This window comes from Marinobacter daepoensis DSM 16072, from assembly GCF_000421165.1.
GTDB lineage: Bacteria > Pseudomonadota > Gammaproteobacteria > Pseudomonadales > Oleiphilaceae > Marinobacter > Marinobacter daepoensis.
In genome coordinates, this window is sequence record NZ_ATWI01000010.1 from 172,369 (window position 1) to 191,581 (window position 19,213).

The following is a 19,213-nucleotide window of genomic DNA, read 5'->3' on the forward strand; positions in this document are numbered from 1 at the left end:
GTGGGAACTTCGGGGGCCTGAGCTTGTCTGTCATCGCTCGATTAAGGGTATTGCTAAGGATCTGATATGAACACAATCCGGTTGTGGGACCTTCCCACGCGCCTGTTTCACTGGCTTCTGGTGCTGGCTGCGGTGGGGGCGGTTGTCACCATCAAACTGGGTAACAGTTGGATGGCGTGGCATGAGCGCTTTGGGCTGGCCGTCATCGCGTTGCTGTCTTTTCGGCTGGTGTGGGGGCTGGTCGGTTCCACCTATGCCCGTTTCAGTCAGTTTGTTCGGGGGCCGGGGGCCATTGCAAGTTATCTCAGGGGGCAATGGCAGGGGGTTGGCCACAACCCGCTGGGCGCATTGTCTGTGCTCGCCCTGCTGGCACTGTTTGGGTTTCAGGCGGTGACGGGCTTATTTGCCAATGATGAGATTGCCTTCAACGGCCCGCTGTATCCGGTCGTTTCCTCTGATTGGAGTAACACCCTGAGCAGCTGGCATCGGCTGGCGGAATGGGCTCTGTACGGTGTGGTTGCGCTTCATGTCCTAGCGGTGGTGTTTTATACCCGGGTGCGTAAGGACAATCTTCTGAAGCCCATGATTACCGGCCGCAAAGCGGTGCCCTTGCCCGACGCACATGACGCCCGCGGGGGTGGATTTGTTGCGTTTGTAGTTGCTGTGGCGGTGGCCGTGGCGGCAGTCTGGGTGGCGAGTGGCGGCATGGTACCGCCCCCGCCCCCACCACCCCAGGATCTGGGATGGTAAGCCCGGCCTGAATTACTTGGCGCGGAAGTTGTCGTGGCAGGCTTTGCAGGTTTCGCCGACTTTGGCGAACTGGCGCGCCACGGCGGCTTTATCGCCACCGGCGGCTTCTTCCTGCAGTTTGTTGGCTTCACGGACGAAGCTGACGGCAATTTCCTGAACCTTCATCGGCTCTTCAAAGAAGCTGGGCTTCAGGCGGGTGTTCTCGGCCCGGTCATTGGCGCTGTCGCGACTATACAATGCGCTCATTCCGGAATTGGCCACGGCCGCAATGGCGTTGGCTGCTGCCGCTACCTGCTTCTCGTCATAGGCTACAGAACCATCGATGGCATGAGCCTTGATCTTGCCCATGTTCCAGGCGGCAAACTGGTAAGCCGACTGGCGGGTTTCAATCTGGTCTTCAACGCTCATCTGGGCAACGGCGGGTGTAGCCAGTGCGGCCGCAATCAAGGCAGCGGAAACAAAGCCTTTTTTCATGACAAGTCCCTCTCAGGGTGTGGTTGGTTATGTGATAATAATGCTTTATAAAAGCATGGTTATAAGCATGCTACCCGTATAGACTAATTCCTGACAGCTATAAGAGACAAAAGTTCAATCTGGAGATACTGCACAATGTCGATCTGGACGGTTACCCCGAATCTTGAACAATTGGCCGAAGCCAGTAAGCAGACCGCGGTCAGCCATATGGGTATTGAATACCTCGAAATCGGTGACGATTTTGTGAAGGGGCGGATGCCAGTCGATGAGCGCACAGTGCAGCCGTTCGGCATTCTTCATGGCGGTGCTTCCGTTCTGCTGGCGGAGACTCTGGGCAGCATGGCGGCGAATTGTTGTCTGAAAGACCGGAATACCGTGGCCGTCGGTCTGGATATCAACGCCAACCATATCCGGCCGGTGAGTGGTGGTTGGGTGTACGGCATCGCCAAGGCTATTCACATTGGCAGCGCGACTCAGGTATGGGAAATTCGTCTGGAGAATGAGCAGGGCAAAGTCACCTGCATTTCCAGGCTCACCATGGCGGTGACAAAGCGCCCGGGATAAGGCGCATGCCGGGTTCCGTGCGCTCTGTCGGTGAGCGGGGGATTGCGGCTATCCTCAGATGTTTTTTGCGAGAGTAAATCAGAGGCTTGTCACTCAGCGGTTAGGAGTATCTGTGTCAGAAAACAGGTGGAAGTCGGCGCCCACGGTGCTGCGCGATTGGTTTTTTGCGACGGTTTTCCTGATCGTTTTTGCCGAGGTTGCTGAGGCACAGCAACGCTTTGCGTGCGATACGCTGGTGGTCAGCGGGAACCCTGAATACCCCCCGTTGCTGTGGCAGTCCAGTCAGGTGCCAGGGCAGCTGGTGGGTGCCGTCCCCGAATTGTTGCAGGAGATTGCAGCGCCCCTTGGGCTGCGGGTGGAAGTCCGGAATATTGGTTCCTGGGCCCGGGTTCAGAGGCAGGCAGCGCAGGGTGAAATTGATCTGGTGGCCGGCGCTTTCCGGACGCCGGAACGCCAGGCGTACCTGGATTATGTATTGCCACCGATGATCTCGCTCGAAACCAGTGTCTGGGTGCCCAGAAGCCGTGAGTTTACCTACCAGGGCTGGCCGTCTCTCAGAAACAAGAAAGGATGTACTCTGATCAATAACAGCTTTGGCGCGCTGTTCGACCAGTATGCTTTGGAGTTTCTGAATATTGACGGGGTACGCTCCATTGAACAGTCTTTCCGGATGGCTAAAGCCGGGCGCGTGGATTATGTGTTGTATGAGCAGCTTCAGGGCCAGGTGAAACTGGCTCGTCTGGGGCTCGATGATGAATTCGTAGCGCTTGGGCCTGTGGTCAGCCGGGAAGGGCTGTTTTTCGCCTTTCCCAAGCGGTCTCCGTGTAACAATGGCGTCATGCGTGAAGCCTTTGCGAGCCGCCTTGCGAAGCTCGTGGACAACGGGCGCGTTCTGGAGCTGGTCAGTGAGTACGGGCAGAAATACCGGGTCGGGAGCCTCTGACTGGCGCGGGAGCGGTGTGGTTCAGAGGCCGATGTTCGTGTTCACTCTGCCCCGTCCCTGATTCTTGGACCGATACAGGGCGCGATCCGCCCGCGCCAGCATGTCTTCAAGGCGTCGGTCTTTGGTGTCCCGCAGGCTGATGCCAAAGCTCGCCGACGGGGAAATGGCCTGCCCATTGTGCTCCACCGTCAGCTCCAGAAGGAGTATCAGAAGTCGCTCAGCCAGGGCGCGTGCCATCTCTGGGCCGGTCCCCGGAAGCAGAACCGCGAATTCCTCGCCGCCCATCCGGGCGACAATGTCGCAATCTCGAATCCGGGCCTGAAGAAGGGCGGAAACCTGCCTCAACACCTCGTCGCCGGCATCGTGACCATGAGTGTCATTGATGACTTTGAAGTGGTCGAGATCCATCATGATAAGGCTCAGCGGGGTACGGTGTCGGTTCGCCTGGTTCAGTAGCTGGGTTCCGAATTCAAAGAAGGCTCGCCGGTTGTGCAGCCCGGTAAGTTCGTCTTCCAGCGCGGCGGATCGGGCCTTTTCATGGGCAGCCCGAAGGGCCAGTTCCATCTCTTTGCGCTCGGTGATGTCGGTGGCGATCTCCAGCCGGACCAGCCGGCCATCTGTCCAGCGAATGGCCTGGTCCCGGCACTGGTACCATCGCTGGTCGAGCTGATTCTGAAACTCCCAGACATGGGGCTTGCTGGGTTCTCCGCGGTCGTTAACCAGCAGATGGTTGGTGCAGAAGCTGCAAGGGCCGTCGCTGTTCTGGAGGACCTGCCAGCATTTTCGGTTGTTGATGGCACCCCATATCTGGCGGCCGTAGGCGTTCATGTACAACAGATCGTGTGTGTCAAAATCTGAAACGTAGACCAGCGCATCCAGGTTGTCGAGTACTGCCAGCAGTCCCTCCGGGGGTGTATCATCATCGGGAGCTGGCGGTATCTGGTCCCGATCTGCGGGCAGGTTCAGTGACGGAATGCCGGATTTCATGGGGCGTGCGCTGTCTGTTTTTTGTTCAGTCTAGTGGCCAGTATGGCGTTTGTCATACGGCGCTGTCTCCAATTTAGTGTCATGTCTTCGGATATTACGTATGCGGATGGCAGGAGACGTCGCTTCAATTTACAAGGATTGAGTCCGGCTTTATGCCTCGCCTCGTCAGCCTCTGTGTTCCCGATTTCAAAACCTACAACGTTCAGATAAAGGGCCATCATGACCCCGGATACTTCTACCCGAGACTGTCCCTGTGGCAGTGGAATGACCTACGACCTGTGTTGCCAGCGCTGGCATCTGGGTGCCATGGCTCCGACCCCGGAGGCGTTGATGCGTTCCCGCTTCAGTGCGTTCGCGCTTGCAGACCGGGCATACCTTCTTGCAACCTGGCACCCGGATACCCGCCCTGCCGAACTCAATCTGGCGGACTCTCCGGAGTGGGTTTCACTGCAGGTGCTGTCTGCAAACGCCAATGCCGGTCAGGGCCAGGTGCATTTCCGGGCGGTGTATCGCGCTGGCCATGGCTGGGGTTATCTGGAAGAGCGGTCAGGCTTCGTCAAGGTGGATGACCGCTGGTTCTATCTCGAGGGCGAAACGACCGAGGGCGTGCTGAAGCCCGGCCGTAACGACCTGTGTCCCTGTGGCAGCGGGCGGAAATACAAAACCTGCTGCCTGTAGGGCTTACTCGAAACTGGGCAGGTCAGGCTGGGCGATGTCTTTGCCGGCGGCAACCCAGGCGTCAAAACCACCCTCAATGGACTGAACGTTCATGTAACCCATGTCCTGCAGAGCTTTGGCGCTCAGCGCGGCGCGGCCGGATGTCTTGCAGTAGAGTACGATCTTCATCTGCCGGTTCTCCAGTGACGGTTCGTTGGTGAACCTGAACTCCAGCATACCGCGAGAGATGTTCACAGCGCCGGGCAGGTGGCTGGCGCGGTATTCGTCAGCATCCCGGACATCCAGCAAAAGATCGGCCTGCCGGATGGCAGCATCGGCTTCTGACAGAGGCACTTCCTGAATGTCTTTCCGGGCTTCGGCAACAAGATCGTGGGCGGTTTTCATGGCTGCTCCCTGAGTTTAATCTGACAGGTTTCAGGTTACGGCATTTACCCCTTGCTCGTCATCCGTCAATGTCTTGAGACCAAGATCATTGCTCCGGGCGCTCATTGTCTGTGCTAGATTGGAACCCTCGGTTAGTGAGGAAGCTATGAAAACGCTTGATGAAACCCCGAAAGGCGTCGCTTACGGCCTGGGTGCCTACATTCTGTGGGGGTGCTTTCCCCTGTATTTCGCTCTGTTTGACGGGATTCCTGCCTGGGAGGTTCTGACCCACAGAGTGATCTGGTCCTGTCTGTTCCTGGCGGTGGTGATCTCGCTCTTCAAACGCTGGCCGCCGGTGATCAGTGCCCTGCGGGAGCCACGGAAGCTTGGGTTTGTGTTTGCCTGCGCGGTGTTTATCGCGCTGAACTGGGGGGTCTACATCTATGCGGTGGAAACCCGTCAGGTGCTGCAGGCCAGTCTGGGGTATTTTCTGACCCCGCTGGTGAATATCGCCCTGGGGCTGCTGATTCTGGGTGAGCGCATTTCCCGGACGCAAGCCGCAGCGGTAGGGCTAGCCGCCGTTGCCATTCTTTACCAGTTGTTCCTGCTGGGCGAAGTGCCCTGGATTACCCTGTTGCTGGCCTTCAGCTTTGGTACCTACGGCCTGACACGAAAAAAAGTGGCGCTCGACGGGCTGTCTGGATTGTTTGTGGAAACGCTGTTATTGCTGCCGCTGGGGTTGCTGGCGTTGGCCTGGTTGTCGATGCTGGGCGCTTCTCATTTTTCCGATACCCCGTCGGGCGCTCTCCTGTTGCTTTCCAGTGGTGTGGTGACGGCGATTCCGCTGCTGGCGTTTGCCGGAGCTGCCCGGCGGCTGACGCTGTCGACGGTGGGGTTTCTGATGTACATCAATCCGACCATTCAGTTCCTGATCGCGCTTTTGGTGTTTGAAGAGCCGCTGGGTCAGGAGACTCTGATGAGTTTTGTGATGATCTGGGTGGCTCTGGCCCTTTATTCCTGGTCTGCCTGGGTGGGCCGTGCCAGGGGAGAGGCTGTGGCATGAAGCGGTGTATTGAAAGCTATCACAAGGATACAGATAACCACTGGGTTGCCCGTCTGGCGTGCGGCCACCATCAGCATGTGCGCCACGATCCGCCCTGGATCAACCGTCCATGGGTGATCTCGGAGTCAGGACGGCAGGCAATGCTGGGGTTCGAGCTGGACTGCAAGAAATGTGATGAGGGGGCCCCGGTGGATGAGGAGCCAGCACACCATCAGGCCAGAGAGTCCAGGTAGGCTTCTAGCTCATTGGCGAGCCAGCCAACCACCGCCCCGCCCTGGGCCTGCTCCGACTCCAGCGCGCTGAACACCTTCCACCAGAGGGCGCTGCGGTGGTGAATGGTTTTCAGTTGTTCTTTGCGCAGGGCCTCGGCAATCAGAGGGAGTGGCAGATCGGCCCAGCCAGCCCCATCAATCACGGCATCCCGGATCAGCTCATACTGGGTGAACGCAAGGTAGTTGGCGGTTTCGGGGGACTCGGCCACCAGTTGTGCATCTTTCAGGTAGGCCAGTGTGATCTCGGTGTGGCTGATCAGGTCATCCTGGGTTACCCGTTTGAGCTGGCTGAGTGGATGTTCCGGTGCGGCAACGGTCAACATGCGCACATCGGCCAGTTCCCGAAACCACTGGTAACCCTCACTTAACAGCTCGGGCATCAGGCCGTAGGCGACATCCACAGACTGATTCCCCACCAAAGCCGGCAGCTCCCGGGGAGACGCCAGGCAGATCGACAGGCTGGTCTGGGGAAAGCGCTGCTTCAGCCTGAGCAGAATGTCGCGCCAGATCACTTCCGGAATGGCATCGTCCCGGGCAATGCGCAGCACCGATTCCGCGCCACTCAGGTGGTGCTGACAACGGGCCTGTATCTGCCCCGCTACCTGATCAAAGCGCCGGCAATCCGTCAGAATGGACTGGCCGATGGCGGTCAGATGCAGCTGATTGCCGCTGCGTTCGAACAGCTCCACCCCCAGTTCATCTTCCAGTGAGGCGAGCACTGTACTGACCGTGGTGCGGCTTCGGTTTAGCTCCCGGGCGGCAGACGCCACGCTGCCGTTGCGCACAACGGAAAGAAAGACTTTGATCTGTGAGGTCTTCATCAGGATCTCTTTGCGCCGGATTTTTCGTCGCTCAGCGACTCACGCGTTTTTACGAGTGCCGATAATATGACCGGCAATTCCAAGGAGGTCAAAATGTTTTCTTATCTGGCGCGGGAAAATCTGGCGCTGACATTATCTGCTGTGGGCGCTGGCCTGTTTGCCATTGTCGGAATTGCCTGGGGAATCTGGGTGGATTCACTGGTCATCCTGTTTGATGGTGCCTATTCACTGGTCAGCCTGGCGCTGTCCCTTCTTTCTCTTTATGCGGCCAGGCTGGTGCGCCGGCCAGCCAACAAAGACTACCCCTTTGGCCTGGGCGCCGTTGAACCCCTGGTGATTGCGGTGAAGGGGCTGGTGATTGCCCTGGTGTGTGTGATCTCGCTGATTTCCGCCGTGTTGTCGCTGTTTGAGGGGGGGCGGCCTGTTGCCGCTGATATGGGGTTGTTGTTCGGGATCATCAACGTTGTGGGGTGCCTTGGAGCCTGGTGGTATCTGCGCTGGTCGAGCCGGCGCAATGACTCGGGGCTGGTTCGCGCAGAGCAGCGCCAGTGGCTGATGGACAGCGCTCTGAGTGCTGCCGTGATGCTGGGGTTCGCAGGGGCCTGGATGCTGGAACGCACGGAATGGGCCTCGTGGTCGGTCTACGCAGACCCGGTCATGATGATTGTGATCTCGCTGTACTTCATGACCGTGCCGGTGCAGATGGTGATGGAATCTGTGCGCGAGCTGCTCCTGGCCGCCCCCCGTGGAGAGACTATGGATGACGTTCAGGACACACTGGAAGAGCTGGGACTGAATCCCGAGCAGGTGAAAGTTGCGAAACTTGGCCCTACCCTGCTTCTTGAAGCCCGACTGATTCGCATCTGAAGGACGCTGTCAGACGTTCAGACCGCCGATGGACAGGATCTGTCGGCGGACGTCTGACTGGCGCTCCGCGATGTCCTTTCTCAGATCACGGGTTCTGGCCTCCGGGCAGTCTGCTTCAAACCGCTCGATCAGGGTGGCCTGAACATGCAGATCCTGGAACCGCCCGTACAGATCCTGCCGACTGCGCAGCTGCCGGAGTGCCGGTTTCCAGTGGGAACTGTCCAGTTCCATCAGGTAGCGAATCCGCTTCAGTTCCTTACGCAAGCGATGAAACGCATCATCCGGTGCGGTATGCAACAGTTCGGCGGTGCGCCGGTTGAAGCGTTTCAGGCGCTTCTCAACGGCGGTGTGAATGTCGTCGGCTTTCAGATGGCTGGTGAGCTTTCTGGCGTGCCGGGAGTGCAGGTAGTCCTGCCAGCGCGTCAGGCTTTGCTGGTATCGGGTCTGGGTCAGACGCCGGACCAGCTTGCGCTGGCCGTCCCGGGATTTCTTGCCCGCCCAGTCAGTCAGGGGCTGCAATAGCTCCGGGTGGTTGTCGCATAGCTCTGGCAGGTCCTGAAGAAAGACGTGAAGGTCTCTCAATGGGCTGGTGGCCCGGGCGTGGCGTTTGAGCTCACTGATGTGCTCCGTCAGCGAAGGATCGCCGGAAAGATCGGCGATTGACTCGGCAATGGCCCGGCTGCGACGGAGTGCTACCCTGTACTGATGCAGGAATTCGTCGTCCAGGCCCGCCGTAACACCCGGGGTAAGCTTCTCCAGCTGGGTGGACAGTTGCAAGAGGGCTGCCGGAATGGCCTGAGATTTGTTAACGGTTTCCACCGGTTGCGCATTCCGGTTCTTGCGCAGAAATTCCTGATAACTGAAATCTCTGGGGGCCAGAAAGGTCTCCAGTCGGCCGGTGTTCTTGCCGACTTTCTTCCAGCTCTTCAGCGGCAAGCGGATTTCAATGATGCCGGCGGTTGGCAGCTCGAATGGCGCTTGTGGCACCAGATAGGCGGCCAGTTCCAGAAGTGCGGGATTGTGGCCGATAACGGTAAGGCTCTGATGGGTGCCAGGCTGGCTCTGCAGCCAGTGTAATAGACGGCGATAGTCGAAGGTGTAAAGCTCAGGCTCAGTGCCAACCTCCTTTGCTTTGGAAAGGAAAGTGCGGAGGCCTTCAAGCGTTTGCTGAGCTCGTACAGCCGGGCTGGCGAACACGGTGCCAGACAGGGCGTTGAGCGAATTCAGGGTTCTTGCTAAGGGTGTCAGCTGGTGTTCGCCGCGTTCGCTCAGCGGGCGCTGCCGGTCACTCAGGGAGTCATCCTGCCAGCTTGATTTGGCGTGGCGGATCAGAAACAGACGCTTCATAAAAAGGACTCCTTCGGCGCAACGATCGGATTTTTAGTCTGGCACAGCCTCAAGTCGTTTACATGACGGCCGATACGCAGTGTACCCTACAGCCCTTGGTATGACTGCTTTGTCGACATGCCAGAGGGCGCCGGGTGCAAGTTTTGGACACAGCTTTTAACAAACTGCAACGGCACCCGGCGCCGGGTTGTGGATAATGAAACGGCCTGCAGGATACTGACCCCCGGAGTACGTAACATGGCTTTCATGAGCAATCTGAGAATAAGCACAAGGCTTCTCATCGGCGTTATCGTGCCGGTGCTGATCACCGCTGGCGCCATTGCCTGGATCACAGCGAGCCAGATCGCTTCCAATGGCGAGGTTGAGCTCGAGCGGCTCGAGCGGGAATTGCTGGAAGCCCGAAAAGAAGGCCTGAAGAACCTCGTTGAGGCGGCAAAATCCGTGGTGATGGAGGCCAAGCGTGAACCTGGGCTGACCGATACCGAAGCCCGGGATGAAGCCCGGGACCGCCTGCGCTCCATCCGGTTCGGCGAGGACAACTATGTGTTTGCCTATGACCGGGCCATTAACAACCTGGCTTTTGCACCGGACCCCAGCCAGGAAGGGCCAACGACGAATCCGAGGGCATTGAAGCAGGCCAGAGAATTGTTTGATGCTGCGGCCCGGGATGGATTCCTGCCCTACGACTGGATGAACCCCGCTTCGGGCCAGATCGAGCCCAAGGTATCCTACTCCATCATCATTCCCGGCTGGGACTGGATGATTGGCGCGGGTGTGTATGTAACCGATATCCAGCGGGCTGTCGCGTCGGCCGAAAAGGAAGTGGATGCCACCATGTCGGCGGCCATGTGGATCATTCTGGTGGCGACCCTGGTGGTGGTTGGCATCTCACTGATTATCGGCCTGGTGATCGGTCGCACCGTGACCTCCCCTCTGAACAACGTCAGTAAGATCATGCAGGAAATTGCCGACGGGGATGGCGATTTGCGACAGCGGTTGCCGGAAGCGGGCAAGGATGAACTTGCGGAGTTGGGGCGCCGGTTCAATCATTTTGTGGTTAAGATTCAGAACACCATTCGGGAAGTCGGGTCCACCACGGATCAGGTGGCATCGGCGGCGGAGGAACTGAGCCGGGTGGCGAGTGAAACCCGCCAGTCTGTGCAGGAACAGGGCTCGGAGACAGATCAGATTGCCTCGGCCATCAATGAAATGGCGGCGACGATTCAGCAGATTTCAGGGAATGCCAACGAAGTGGAAGGGGCCGCTTCGGATGCCGATCGCATGGCTAAAGAAGGTGGTGAAACCATCAACAGTGCTCAGGGAGCGGTAAACCAGCTGTCTCAGGAGATGGACGACACCGCTCGCAGCATTAATGCCCTGGCCGAGAAATCGAATGACATTCAACAGGTACTGGATGTGATTCATGCGGTCACCGAACAGACCAACCTGCTGGCCCTGAACGCTGCGATTGAAGCAGCCCGGGCAGGTGAGCATGGTCGCGGTTTCTCGGTGGTTGCCGACGAGGTGCGCCAGTTGGCCAAGCGTTCTGCGGAATCGGCGGATCAGATCCGGGAGATGATTGACGGATTTGTTACCGAGTCCCGGGCGTCTGTGGAGCGTATGAATAACTCGCGCAGGAGCTCTGAAGCCACGGTGGAGCGGATTAACCACGCCACCAGTGCGCTGAATACGATTGTGACGTCGGTAACGCAGATCCACGATCAGGTGACGCAGATTGCCACCGCAGCAGAGCAACAGAGCCAGGTTGCCGAAGAGATCAACCAGAACGTGGTGCGCATTGTGGACGCTGCCCAGCGCAGTGACACAGGCGTTACGCAGACCAACGAAGCCAGCCACGAGCTGGCCCGGCTTGGGGAGCACCTGCGGGATCTGGTCGCCCAGTTCAAAGTCTGACGTTTCCCGCCTGAGCGAAGCCGGCCCCGCCTCATTGGCGTGGCCGGCTTTCGTCGTTATGATGAGGCCTTCAGGCATGTTTAACCAACAACTGACAACAATGGAAGTGAACACTATGTCTATGCGTAAAACCCTGCTGGCGGCAGTCAGTGCCCTGGGGCTGTTGGCCAGCCCGTGGGCCCTGGCAGACAAAACCTATACCCTGCGTCTGGCAGAAACCTGGGGGCCGAACTCCGGCTTGTTGGGGGATGCGCCCCGCAACATGGCCTCCATGGCTGAGGAAATGTCCAATGGCCGGCTGAAGATCCGCATTGATTCCTCCAACAAGCACAAGGCACCTTTTGGTATTTTTGATATGGTGCGGAATGGTCAGTACGACATGGGGCATACCGCGTCCTATTACTACAAAGGCACCATCCCCAATGCGATGTACTTCACCACCGTCCCCTTCGGAATGATTGCGCCGGAGATGTACGCCTGGTTCTACCATGATGATGGCATGGAACTCATGCAGAAGGTGTACGAGCCCTTTGGTCTGCTGTCCTTCCCCGGTGGTAATACCTCAAATCAGATGGGGGGCTGGTTCCGCAAGGAAATCAATTCCCTGGAAGACATGAAGGGGCTGAAGATGCGCATCCCGGGCTTTGCCGGTGAAGTGATGTCTGAAGTCGGCGTGGCAGTTACCAGCCTTCCCCCGGGCGAGTTGTATACCGCGCTGGAGCGTAACACCATTGATGCGGTTGAGTGGGTTGGCCCTGCGCTGGATCTGCAGATGGGCTTCCATCAGATCGCCAAGTACTACTATTCCGGTTGGCAGGAGCCGAATGCCGAAGTGCAATTCCTGATCAACAAGAAAGCCTGGGACAAACTGCCGGCCGATCTTCAGGCCATCCTTCGGGTTTCCATGCGCACAGCGGCCTACGATATGTACATTCAGAGTACACACGAGAGTGGTGTGGCCTGGGAAAAAATGAAGCAGGAATACCCGGACGTGACGCACAAGGTGTTTCCGCCAGAGGTTGTTCATGCTCTGCGTGAAACCACCAACCGGCTGCTGGATGAGTTTGCCGAGAAAGACGAGCTGGCGCGGGAAATCATTACCTCCCAGCGCGAGTACCTGGAACAGGTGCGTCCCTGGACTAACATTTCAGACAAGGCGTATCTGAACAGCGTCGCCAACGACTGAGCTTTTATCGCCTGCGGTGACATATTCCTGACTTGCTCTGGTCATGGATATGTCACCCGATCTTTCTATGGTCATTGAGGACTTGCGGCGAATCCCGCCGCCGGGGTTTCTCACTCAGTGACAAGGAAGGAACGCGATGCCTCAAACCAAGCGACTGACCCGTGCAGTCATTCTGGCGCTTTCGGCAAGTATGTTGGCGGCGTGCAGCGATGACGATGATTCGGCACCGGCAACCGGAACCGATGCATTTTCACTCCAGATTCTTCACTTTGCAGACATTGACGGCAGCGGTGGCGCTGCGGATGCGCGCAACATGTCGGCGCTCATTGACGGCTTCCGTTCCGAAATGCCGGGCCGAACGCTGGTGCTGAGTTCCGGTGATAACCTGATTCCCGGGCCGGAATATTTTGCGGCCAGTGATGAGCGCCTGACGGAGGCTCTGGGTGAGCCTGGTAATGGGCGGGCCAATATTGCCTGGCTCAATGCTATGGGGGTTCAGGCGTCGGTGGTGGGTAACCATGATCTCGATGCTGGCACTGAAGCGTTCGCTGAGCTGATTTCGCCTGATGGTGAGTGGCCTGGTGCCGGGTTCCCCTATCTCTCAGCCAACATTGATTTTACCACGGACAGTCATACGGCGGCCCTGGTGGCAAGAGAGGGGGTGCCGGCCGAGGCGGGCAAGCTCTCAGCCACGGCAACGCTGAATGTTGAGGGGGGTGTGATTGGTGTTGTGGGGGCGTCTGTGCCCACGTTGCCCAGCATTACCAGCACGGGCGGGCTGACGTTGTCGCCCTCGACGTTTGATCCGGCCGTAGCCGCCGACCTGGATGCTCTGGCGGCAGAAATTCAGGACGATGTGAATGCTTTGATGGACGCCGGCATCAACAAGATCATCCTGCTTGCCCACATGCAGCAGTTGAGTGTGGAAAAAGCTCTGGCTCCCCGGCTGGATGGGGTTGATGTGATTGTGGCCGGCGGCTCGAATACGTTGCTGGCTGACAGCAACGATTCACTTCGCGATGGCGACCATGCGGCGGGGGATTATCCGTTATCGTTCGAATCTGCCTCGGGTGAACCGGTGCTGGTGGTCAATACTGACGGTGATTTCAGTTATCTGGGGCGACTGGTTCTGTCGTTTGATGAGCGTGGCCGGATCGTAACCGAGGCACTCGATCCCGGCGTAAATGGCGCCTGGTCAACCGCAATGATCAACCCCGCCTTTGAGGTGAATGCCGCGGTTGCTGCCCTAACCGATGCTCTGGATGCCGTTCTGGTTGCCAAAGATGGCAACGTTCTGGGTAAAACGTCTGTCTATCTGGACGGGCGCCGGAGCCAGGTGCGCACTCAGGAAACCAATCTTGGGAATCTGACGGCCGAAGCCAACCTGTGGCTGGCGCAACAACAGGATGCATCAGTGTCGGTCTCTCTGAAGAACGGTGGGGGTATCCGTGATGGCATTGGCCTGGCCTTGCAGCCACCAGGCACGACCGACCCCTCCGAGATCGAATTCCTGCCGCCAGCGGCCAATGCACTGGTTGGCAAGCCGGCGGGCGGGATCTCCCAGCTGGATCTGGAAACCAGTCTGCGGTTCAACAACCGGCTGGCCATGGTCACGGTGACACCGGCCGAACTGGCAGATTTGATGGAATATGCTTTTGCCGCCAGCGGTGAAGGTAGCACTCCGGGCCGTTTCCCTCAGATTGCTGGTATGCGGGTGGCGTTTGATGACCGCCAGACGGCCCGGGCCAATGGCGATTCCAATCTGGCCAGCGCGGTCACCCGTCGGGTCCGGGAGCTGGAAATTCTGGATGCGAACGGGGCCGTGGTACAGGACGTGGTCACCGGGGGCGTTGTCGATATCACCGGAGCCCCCATCCGCATGGTCACGCTGGCGTTCCTGGCAGGTGATTGCGTGAACGACAGCTCGGCCTCATGCGGCGATGGCTACCCGTTCAAGAATCTGGTGGCGCCGAACCGGGCCGATGTTACGGTGGACCCCGGACAATCAGACTTCTCTCCGGCAGGTGGCGAACAGGATGCCATGGCGGAATATCTGAAGGTTGTGTATCCGGTCTCTGGTGAGGGATTCGCCGAGCCTGAGACCACCGTGGATCAGGACGCGCGCATTGTGAATGTCGCGGTTCGTGCAACGCCCTGATGAGGCCTGTGCGGGGCTGTCAGAAAAAACCGACAGCCCCCTTTTTGATTGGGTCGGTTTCTGGAAAAATAGGCCGCTCTTTCTGTGGGCAGGGCCGATGAAACAGACACTGCTATTTCTGAGCAATCTCACCAAAGAATTTGACGGTAAAAAGGTACTGGATTCCCTGAATCTGGAGATCCTTGACGGCGAATTCATAACCCTCCTGGGGCCGTCCGGCTGTGGTAAAACCACTCTGCTGCGAATGATGGCCGGTTTTGAGCACCCGGACGAAGGCACCATTGCCCTGGGTAGCCGGGATCTCACGCACACGCCCCCGGAGCACAGGCCGTTGAACACGGTGTTTCAGCACTACGCATTGTTTCCCCATATGTCGGTTTTCGACAACGTGGCTTATGGCCTGAAAATGGAGAAGCGGCCGAAAGAGGAAATTCGGCAGCGGGTGGAGGAAGCCCTGGCAATGGTTCAGCTTGAGGACTTTTCCCGACGTAAACCCCATCAGCTCTCTGGTGGCCAGCAGCAGCGTGTGGCCATCGCCCGGGCGGTGGTCAAACGACCGAAAGTCCTGTTGCTGGATGAGCCTTTGTCGGCACTGGATTATAAATTGCGCCGGACCATGCAGGTTGAGCTAAAACGCCTGCAGCGGGAACTGGGCATTACCTTCGTGTTCGTGACCCACGATCAGGAAGAAGCGCTGTCTATGTCAGACCGGGTTGTGGTACTGAAAGACGGGCTGATTCAGCAGTTGGGAACCCCGAGGGAAGTGTATGAGCGGCCAGCTAACCTGTTCACGGCACGATTTGTGGGTGAAACGAACTTCTTCCCTGGCCGGGTCGAGCAGGCCCACGAGGAAGACACCATTATTGTGGATGTCTTTGGTCTGAAGCGAACCTTCCGCAAACCGGACTTTCCCGTGACCGTGGGCCAGTCTCTGCACGTGCTTCTTCGCCCGGAGGATATCCGGGTACTGGCGCCCGGAGACGACGAGGGCGTGGCTGGCAAGGTGGTTGAGCGGAACTACAAGGGCAGCACCCTGGATTCGGTGATTCATCTGGAGGATGGCACCGAGGTACTGGCGTCGGAATTCTTTGATGAAGACGACCCCACATTCGATTACCGGCTCGGCGAGCCGGTCAAGGTCAGTTGGGTGGATGGCTGGGAATGGCTCCTGCCAACCGAGCCGGAAACCCCTTCCGAGGAAGCCGGCACTGATGCGTAGCCTGATGCAGCAGCCGTTCCGTACGGCGGTGTTGGTGCTTGTCTGGGGCTGGTTGCTGTTTCTGGTGCTGGCTCCGAATCTTCTGGTGGTCGGGGCCAGTGTCATGACTCGCGATCCGGCCTCCTTCATTTCGCTGCCAGTGACTCTGGATGCCTACCGGCAGTTGCTGAATCCGCTGTACCTGGATGTATTCCTGCACTCCCTGTACATGGCGGCAATGACCACCCTGGTGTGTCTGCTCATCGGATACCCGTTTGCGTGGTCGCTGTCGAAAGTGGCCAAACGACATCAGGTACTGCTGATTTTCCTGCTGATTGTGCCGTTCTGGACCAACTCGCTGGTCAGAACGTACGCCCTGAAACTGATTCTGGCTACCAATGGTCTGCTCAACAATGCGCTGTTATCGATGGGCCTGATCGATGAGCCCATGCAGTTGCTGTATACCGAAGGTGCGGTGGTGATCGGCCTGGTGTATCTGCTGCTGCCGTTCATGATCCTGCCGTTGTACTCGGTGTTCGACGATCTTCGGGAGGATTACCTCAGAGCGTCCCACGATCTGGGCGCCGGGCGCTTCTCGACCTTTATCCATGTCATCGTGCCCCTGACGCTGCCGGGGGTGCTGGCCGGCATCATGCTGGTGCTGCTGCCTGCCATGGGGCTGTTCTTTGTGCCGGATATTCTTGGCGGGTCCCGAAACCTGCTGGTGGGCAACGTGATCAAAAATCAGTTCCTGGACGCCCGAAACTGGCCCTTTGGCGCGGCTGCCAGCATCATGCTGACTCTGGCCATGGCGTTCCTGATGTTTGCCCATCGGTTGAGTAAACGGCGGATCGGGGAGGAGGGCGTATGAGCCGCTGGTTGCCACGCACCTATCTGACGCTGATCTATCTGCTGTTGTACGTGCCGATTGTGGTGCTGGTGGTGTTCTCATTCAACGACTCACGCACCGGCTATGAATGGGGCGGGCTCAGCCTGCGTTGGTATGACGCCTTGTTCAATAACCGGGCGATGGTGCAGGCCATGTGGAATTCACTGTGGCTGGCCCTCTCGGCCGCGACGGTATCGACCCTGATCGGGGCGCTGACGGCTCTGGCGTTGCACCGTTACCGGTTCCGCGGGAAGAATGTCCTCAATGGCATGTTGTTTGTGGTGATGATGTCGCCGGAAATTGTGCTGGCGATCTCATTGCTGGCGTTGTTCCTTCTGGTTGGGTTTCAGCTGGGCTACGTTTCTTTATTACTGGCGCATGTGACCTTCTGCCTGCCTTTTGTGGTCATTACTGTGATGGCGAGGCTGAGCGGTTTTGATGAGCGCCTGCCGGAAGCCGCGCGGGACTTGGGTGCAAATGATTTCACCATGACCCGTACTGTGCTGATTCCGGTAATTATGCCGGCTCTGCTGGCAGGCTGGTTGCTGGGCTTTACCCTGTCACTGGACGATGTGGTGGTGAGCACTTTTGTCAGTGGCCCGAGTTATGAAATTCTGCCTTTACGCATCTACTCCATGGTGCGGGTTGGCCTGAAACCCGAGGTGAATGCCCTTGGCACACTGCTGCTGGTGTTTTCACTGGTGATGTTGATGTTGTCTCAATGGATACTCTTAAGGAGCAAGCGATGAAGAAACTGGCACTGGCTGGCCTGCTGGCGGTGGGCCTGACGGGCTGCAGTGGTTCCGAGGAACCCAGGGTTCTGAACCTGTACAACTGGTCTGAGTACATGCCTCAGGAAGTTCTGGACCGATTCACCGAGGAAACGGGTATTCAGGTGGTGTACACCACTTACGATAGCAACGAAGCGATGTATGCCCGGCTGAAACTGCTCGATGAAAGTGCTGCCTACGATCTGGCCGTGCCCTCGACCTATTACGTTAGCAAGATGCGCCAGGAAGACCTCCTGATGCCGATTGATCGCAGCAAGATTGAAGGCTTTGACAACCTGGACCCGGAGCTGATCAACCTCGATATTGACCCGGACAACCAGTACAGCATGCCCTACCTCTGGGGAACCACGGGGATCGCCGTGGATACCACCGATGTTGAAGGCGAGGTTACCGCCTGGGCGGATCTGTGGGATGAGCGTTTCGAGGGTCGGGTGATGCTGACCAACGATATGCGAGAGGTTTTCCACATTGGCTTGCGTGTGCTGGGCTACTCGGGCAACAGCACCAACCCCGAGGAAATCAGGGAAGCCTATGAGAAGCTGACGGAACTGATGCCCTCGGTGCGTACTTTCAATTCAGACGCGCCCCGGATGCCTTACCTTGAAGGGGAAACCGACGTTGGCATGATCTGGAACGGTGAAGCTGTGATGGGGCGGGAAGCTATGCCGGCTCTGGACTACGTGTACCCGGACGAAGGCATCATTGTCTGGCTGGACAGTTTTGTGATTCCCAAGAACGCCAAGAACCCGGAGGCTGCTCACCAGTTCATCAGCTTTGTGATGAAACCGGAAATCTCGGCTCTGATCAGCGAAGACATTGGTTACGCGACCCCCAGCGTGGCAGCCCGTGACCTGCTGGACGATGACGTTGCTGCCGACCGGGCCAGTTACCCGACCCCGGACGACATGGTCAACGCTGAGTTCCAGACCGACATTGGCGATGAAGCCCTGCAGGTTTACGCCAAGTACTGGGAAATGCTCAAGTCCGGTCAGTAACCGGGCTCAGATGGCCGGAGCGACATAGTCCGGTGCGATTCCGGACTGCGCAATGCAGTCCGGAATGTTCATTCCCTTCAGCGACCCTTCCGCAGTCACCAGCAGGGTTTTCATACCCGCCGCCTGACCGCCAAGAATATCGGTGTGCAGGGTGTCCCCAACCATCAGTATGTCCCCGGCCGGAATCCCCGGGACTTTATCCAGCACCGCCTGGAATGCTGGCAGGTAGGGCTTGCCGAAAAACTCCGGAAGGGTGTCGCACTGGTCCATCAGGCGATGGGCGAAGAACCCGGGTTCCAGAGTCAGGCAATCTCCCCGAGGGGCGACCAGGTCTGGGTTGGCCACAATCACAGGGCGAGGGAGTCGTTTCAGACTGTCCGCCAGCGTGTCGTGGTCCGCTTCATTCCAACCTTCGCTGCTGAGGAAGATAAACCCGTCGAATGCATCCAGCTGGGAGCCTGTGGTTCCGGGTAGCACCGGGTGTCCGTCCACCGGCAGCGTATCGGGTTCCGAGGAAGCGGGCGCCAGGACGCCATACCGACCGGTCACCGGCGCTGAACGCAGCCGCTGCTCCAGCACCCAGCGGCTGGAAACGAGGTTTTCGGGCGCAATGGCAAACCCCATCAATTGATATTTCCTGACCAGGGCGGCGTGGCTGGCCGTGGCCGCGTTGGACAGGATCATGACCGTTTTGCCCAGAGACTGCAGCTGCCGGATACGCTCAATGGCAGAAGGAAACGCACGGGTGCCCGCGTTCAGCACGCCAAAGGCATCAAATACGAAGACCTGAAACTGCTCAAGGAGCGGAGCCAGAGAATCGAGTGCCCGGGTGTTCGGCTGTTGGTCCGCAGGCAGGCCCTCTGGCAGGGTGGCGCGGACGTGTTGGTACTGGGCAAAGGCCCAGGCCGGTGTGGGGGTAACGCCGGCAAACGAAGTCGGATGATTGTCCATGG

Annotated in this window: 20 protein-coding genes; 14 read left to right on the plus strand and 6 right to left on the minus strand. The window is 58.3% G+C overall.

Features of this window, described 5'->3' with window-relative positions:
* Positions 1 to 66: 66 nt before the first annotated feature.
* A complete protein-coding gene (locus K325_RS0110630; protein ID WP_029654248.1) occupies positions 67 to 750 on the plus strand; it encodes a cytochrome b/b6 domain-containing protein in 684 nt (227 codons plus the stop codon).
* Positions 751 to 762: 12 nt separating this feature from the next.
* Here the strand turns inward: K325_RS0110630 and K325_RS0110635 are convergent, their stop codons facing one another.
* Entirely contained in the window at positions 763 to 1,224 is a 462-nt protein-coding gene (locus K325_RS0110635) for a c-type cytochrome (protein WP_029654249.1), read from the minus strand.
* Between the two features lie 135 nt (positions 1,225 to 1,359).
* On the opposite strand from K325_RS0110635, the gene K325_RS0110640 reads away from it, so the two are divergent.
* Together K325_RS0110640 and K325_RS0110645 are read left to right on the plus strand one after the other, a co-directional pair.
* The gene (locus K325_RS0110640; RefSeq protein WP_029654250.1) at positions 1,360 to 1,788 is read left to right on the plus strand and encodes a hotdog fold thioesterase; all 429 of its coding nucleotides are present in this window, start codon (positions 1,360 to 1,362) and stop codon (positions 1,786 to 1,788) included.
* A gap of 112 nt (positions 1,789 to 1,900) precedes the next feature.
* Entirely contained in the window at positions 1,901 to 2,731 is an 831-nt protein-coding gene (locus K325_RS0110645; RefSeq protein ID WP_228128438.1) for a substrate-binding periplasmic protein, read from the plus strand.
* 21 nt (positions 2,732 to 2,752) lie between these two features.
* Here K325_RS0110645 and K325_RS0110650 read toward each other — a convergent pair whose 3' ends face one another.
* Positions 2,753 to 3,718 (minus strand): GGDEF domain-containing protein, encoded by a 966-nt coding sequence (locus K325_RS0110650; protein WP_029654252.1) that lies wholly within the window; start codon positions 3,716 to 3,718, stop codon positions 2,753 to 2,755.
* A 219-nt stretch (positions 3,719 to 3,937) separates the two neighbouring features.
* On the opposite strand from K325_RS0110650, the gene K325_RS0110660 reads away from it, so the two are divergent.
* Positions 3,938 to 4,396, plus strand: coding sequence for a YchJ family protein (locus tag K325_RS0110660; RefSeq protein WP_084694214.1), 459 nt, complete (start codon positions 3,938 to 3,940; stop codon positions 4,394 to 4,396).
* 3 nt (positions 4,397 to 4,399) lie between these two features.
* Here the strand turns inward: K325_RS0110660 and K325_RS0110665 are convergent, their stop codons facing one another.
* Entirely contained in the window at positions 4,400 to 4,780 is a 381-nt protein-coding gene (locus K325_RS0110665; RefSeq protein WP_029654255.1) for a rhodanese-like domain-containing protein, read from the minus strand.
* A 145-nt stretch (positions 4,781 to 4,925) separates the two neighbouring features.
* On the opposite strand from K325_RS0110665, the gene rarD reads away from it, so the two are divergent.
* Together rarD and K325_RS0110675 are read left to right on the plus strand one after the other, a co-directional pair.
* On the plus strand, positions 4,926 to 5,822 hold the full coding sequence (gene rarD / locus K325_RS0110670) for an EamA family transporter RarD (RefSeq protein WP_029654256.1): 897 nt from the start codon (positions 4,926 to 4,928) through the stop codon (positions 5,820 to 5,822).
* Positions 5,819 to 6,055: a DUF3565 domain-containing protein gene (locus K325_RS0110675; protein ID WP_029654257.1), complete on the plus strand. Its 237-nt coding sequence runs from the start codon at positions 5,819 to 5,821 to the stop codon at positions 6,053 to 6,055. Before rarD ends, K325_RS0110675 begins: the two co-directional genes overlap by 4 nt.
* Here K325_RS0110675 and K325_RS0110680 read toward each other — a convergent pair.
* Positions 6,034 to 6,915, minus strand: a complete 882-nt coding sequence (locus tag K325_RS0110680; protein ID WP_029654258.1) for a LysR family transcriptional regulator — start codon at positions 6,913 to 6,915, stop codon at positions 6,034 to 6,036. The two genes, K325_RS0110675 and K325_RS0110680, sit on opposite strands and share 22 nt — an antisense overlap.
* Before the next feature lie 93 nt (positions 6,916 to 7,008).
* Here K325_RS0110680 and K325_RS0110685 point away from each other — a divergent pair, with 93 nt between their 5' ends.
* The gene (locus K325_RS0110685; protein WP_029654259.1) at positions 7,009 to 7,782 is read left to right on the plus strand and encodes a cation diffusion facilitator family transporter; all 774 of its coding nucleotides are present in this window, start codon (positions 7,009 to 7,011) and stop codon (positions 7,780 to 7,782) included.
* Between the two features lie 9 nt (positions 7,783 to 7,791).
* Here the strand turns inward: K325_RS0110685 and K325_RS0110690 are convergent, their stop codons facing one another.
* Positions 7,792 to 9,129 carry a CHAD domain-containing protein gene (locus K325_RS0110690; RefSeq protein WP_029654260.1) on the minus strand — a complete coding sequence of 446 codons (1,338 nt, stop codon included), beginning with the start codon at positions 9,127 to 9,129 and terminating at the stop codon, positions 7,792 to 7,794.
* A gap of 237 nt (positions 9,130 to 9,366) precedes the next feature.
* Here K325_RS0110690 and K325_RS0110695 point away from each other — a divergent pair, with 237 nt between their 5' ends.
* The 7 genes from K325_RS0110695 to K325_RS0110725 all read left to right on the plus strand — a co-directional run bounded on the left by K325_RS0110695 (position 9,367) and on the right by K325_RS0110725 (position 18,260).
* Entirely contained in the window at positions 9,367 to 11,043 is a 1,677-nt protein-coding gene (locus tag K325_RS0110695) for a methyl-accepting chemotaxis protein (protein ID WP_029654261.1), read from the plus strand.
* A gap of 115 nt (positions 11,044 to 11,158) precedes the next feature.
* The gene (locus tag K325_RS0110700) at positions 11,159 to 12,229 is read left to right on the plus strand and encodes a TRAP transporter substrate-binding protein (protein WP_029654262.1); all 1,071 of its coding nucleotides are present in this window, start codon (positions 11,159 to 11,161) and stop codon (positions 12,227 to 12,229) included.
* A gap of 136 nt (positions 12,230 to 12,365) precedes the next feature.
* A complete protein-coding gene (locus K325_RS0110705; RefSeq protein WP_029654263.1) occupies positions 12,366 to 14,387 on the plus strand; it encodes a bifunctional metallophosphatase/5'-nucleotidase in 2,022 nt (673 codons plus the stop codon).
* Positions 14,388 to 14,484: 97 nt separating this feature from the next.
* Positions 14,485 to 15,606 carry a spermidine/putrescine ABC transporter ATP-binding protein PotA gene (gene potA / locus K325_RS0110710; protein WP_029654264.1) on the plus strand — a complete coding sequence of 374 codons (1,122 nt, stop codon included), beginning with the start codon at positions 14,485 to 14,487 and terminating at the stop codon, positions 15,604 to 15,606.
* Positions 15,599 to 16,456 carry a spermidine/putrescine ABC transporter permease PotB gene (gene potB / locus K325_RS0110715; RefSeq protein WP_029654265.1) on the plus strand — a complete coding sequence of 286 codons (858 nt, stop codon included), beginning with the start codon at positions 15,599 to 15,601 and terminating at the stop codon, positions 16,454 to 16,456. The genes potA and potB overlap by 8 nt, the downstream gene beginning before the upstream one ends.
* Positions 16,453 to 17,223, plus strand: a complete 771-nt coding sequence (potC, locus tag K325_RS0110720) for a spermidine/putrescine ABC transporter permease PotC (protein WP_029654266.1) — start codon at positions 16,453 to 16,455, stop codon at positions 17,221 to 17,223. Before potB ends, potC begins: the two co-directional genes overlap by 4 nt.
* Positions 17,220 to 18,260 carry an extracellular solute-binding protein gene (locus tag K325_RS0110725; RefSeq protein WP_029654267.1) on the plus strand — a complete coding sequence of 347 codons (1,041 nt, stop codon included), beginning with the start codon at positions 17,220 to 17,222 and terminating at the stop codon, positions 18,258 to 18,260. Before potC ends, K325_RS0110725 begins: the two co-directional genes overlap by 4 nt.
* A gap of 6 nt (positions 18,261 to 18,266) precedes the next feature.
* Here K325_RS0110725 and K325_RS0110730 read toward each other — a convergent pair whose 3' ends face one another.
* Positions 18,267 to 19,211, minus strand: a complete 945-nt coding sequence (locus K325_RS0110730; RefSeq protein WP_029654268.1) for an HAD-IIA family hydrolase — start codon at positions 19,209 to 19,211, stop codon at positions 18,267 to 18,269.
* Between the last annotated feature and the right edge of the window lie 2 nt (positions 19,212 to 19,213).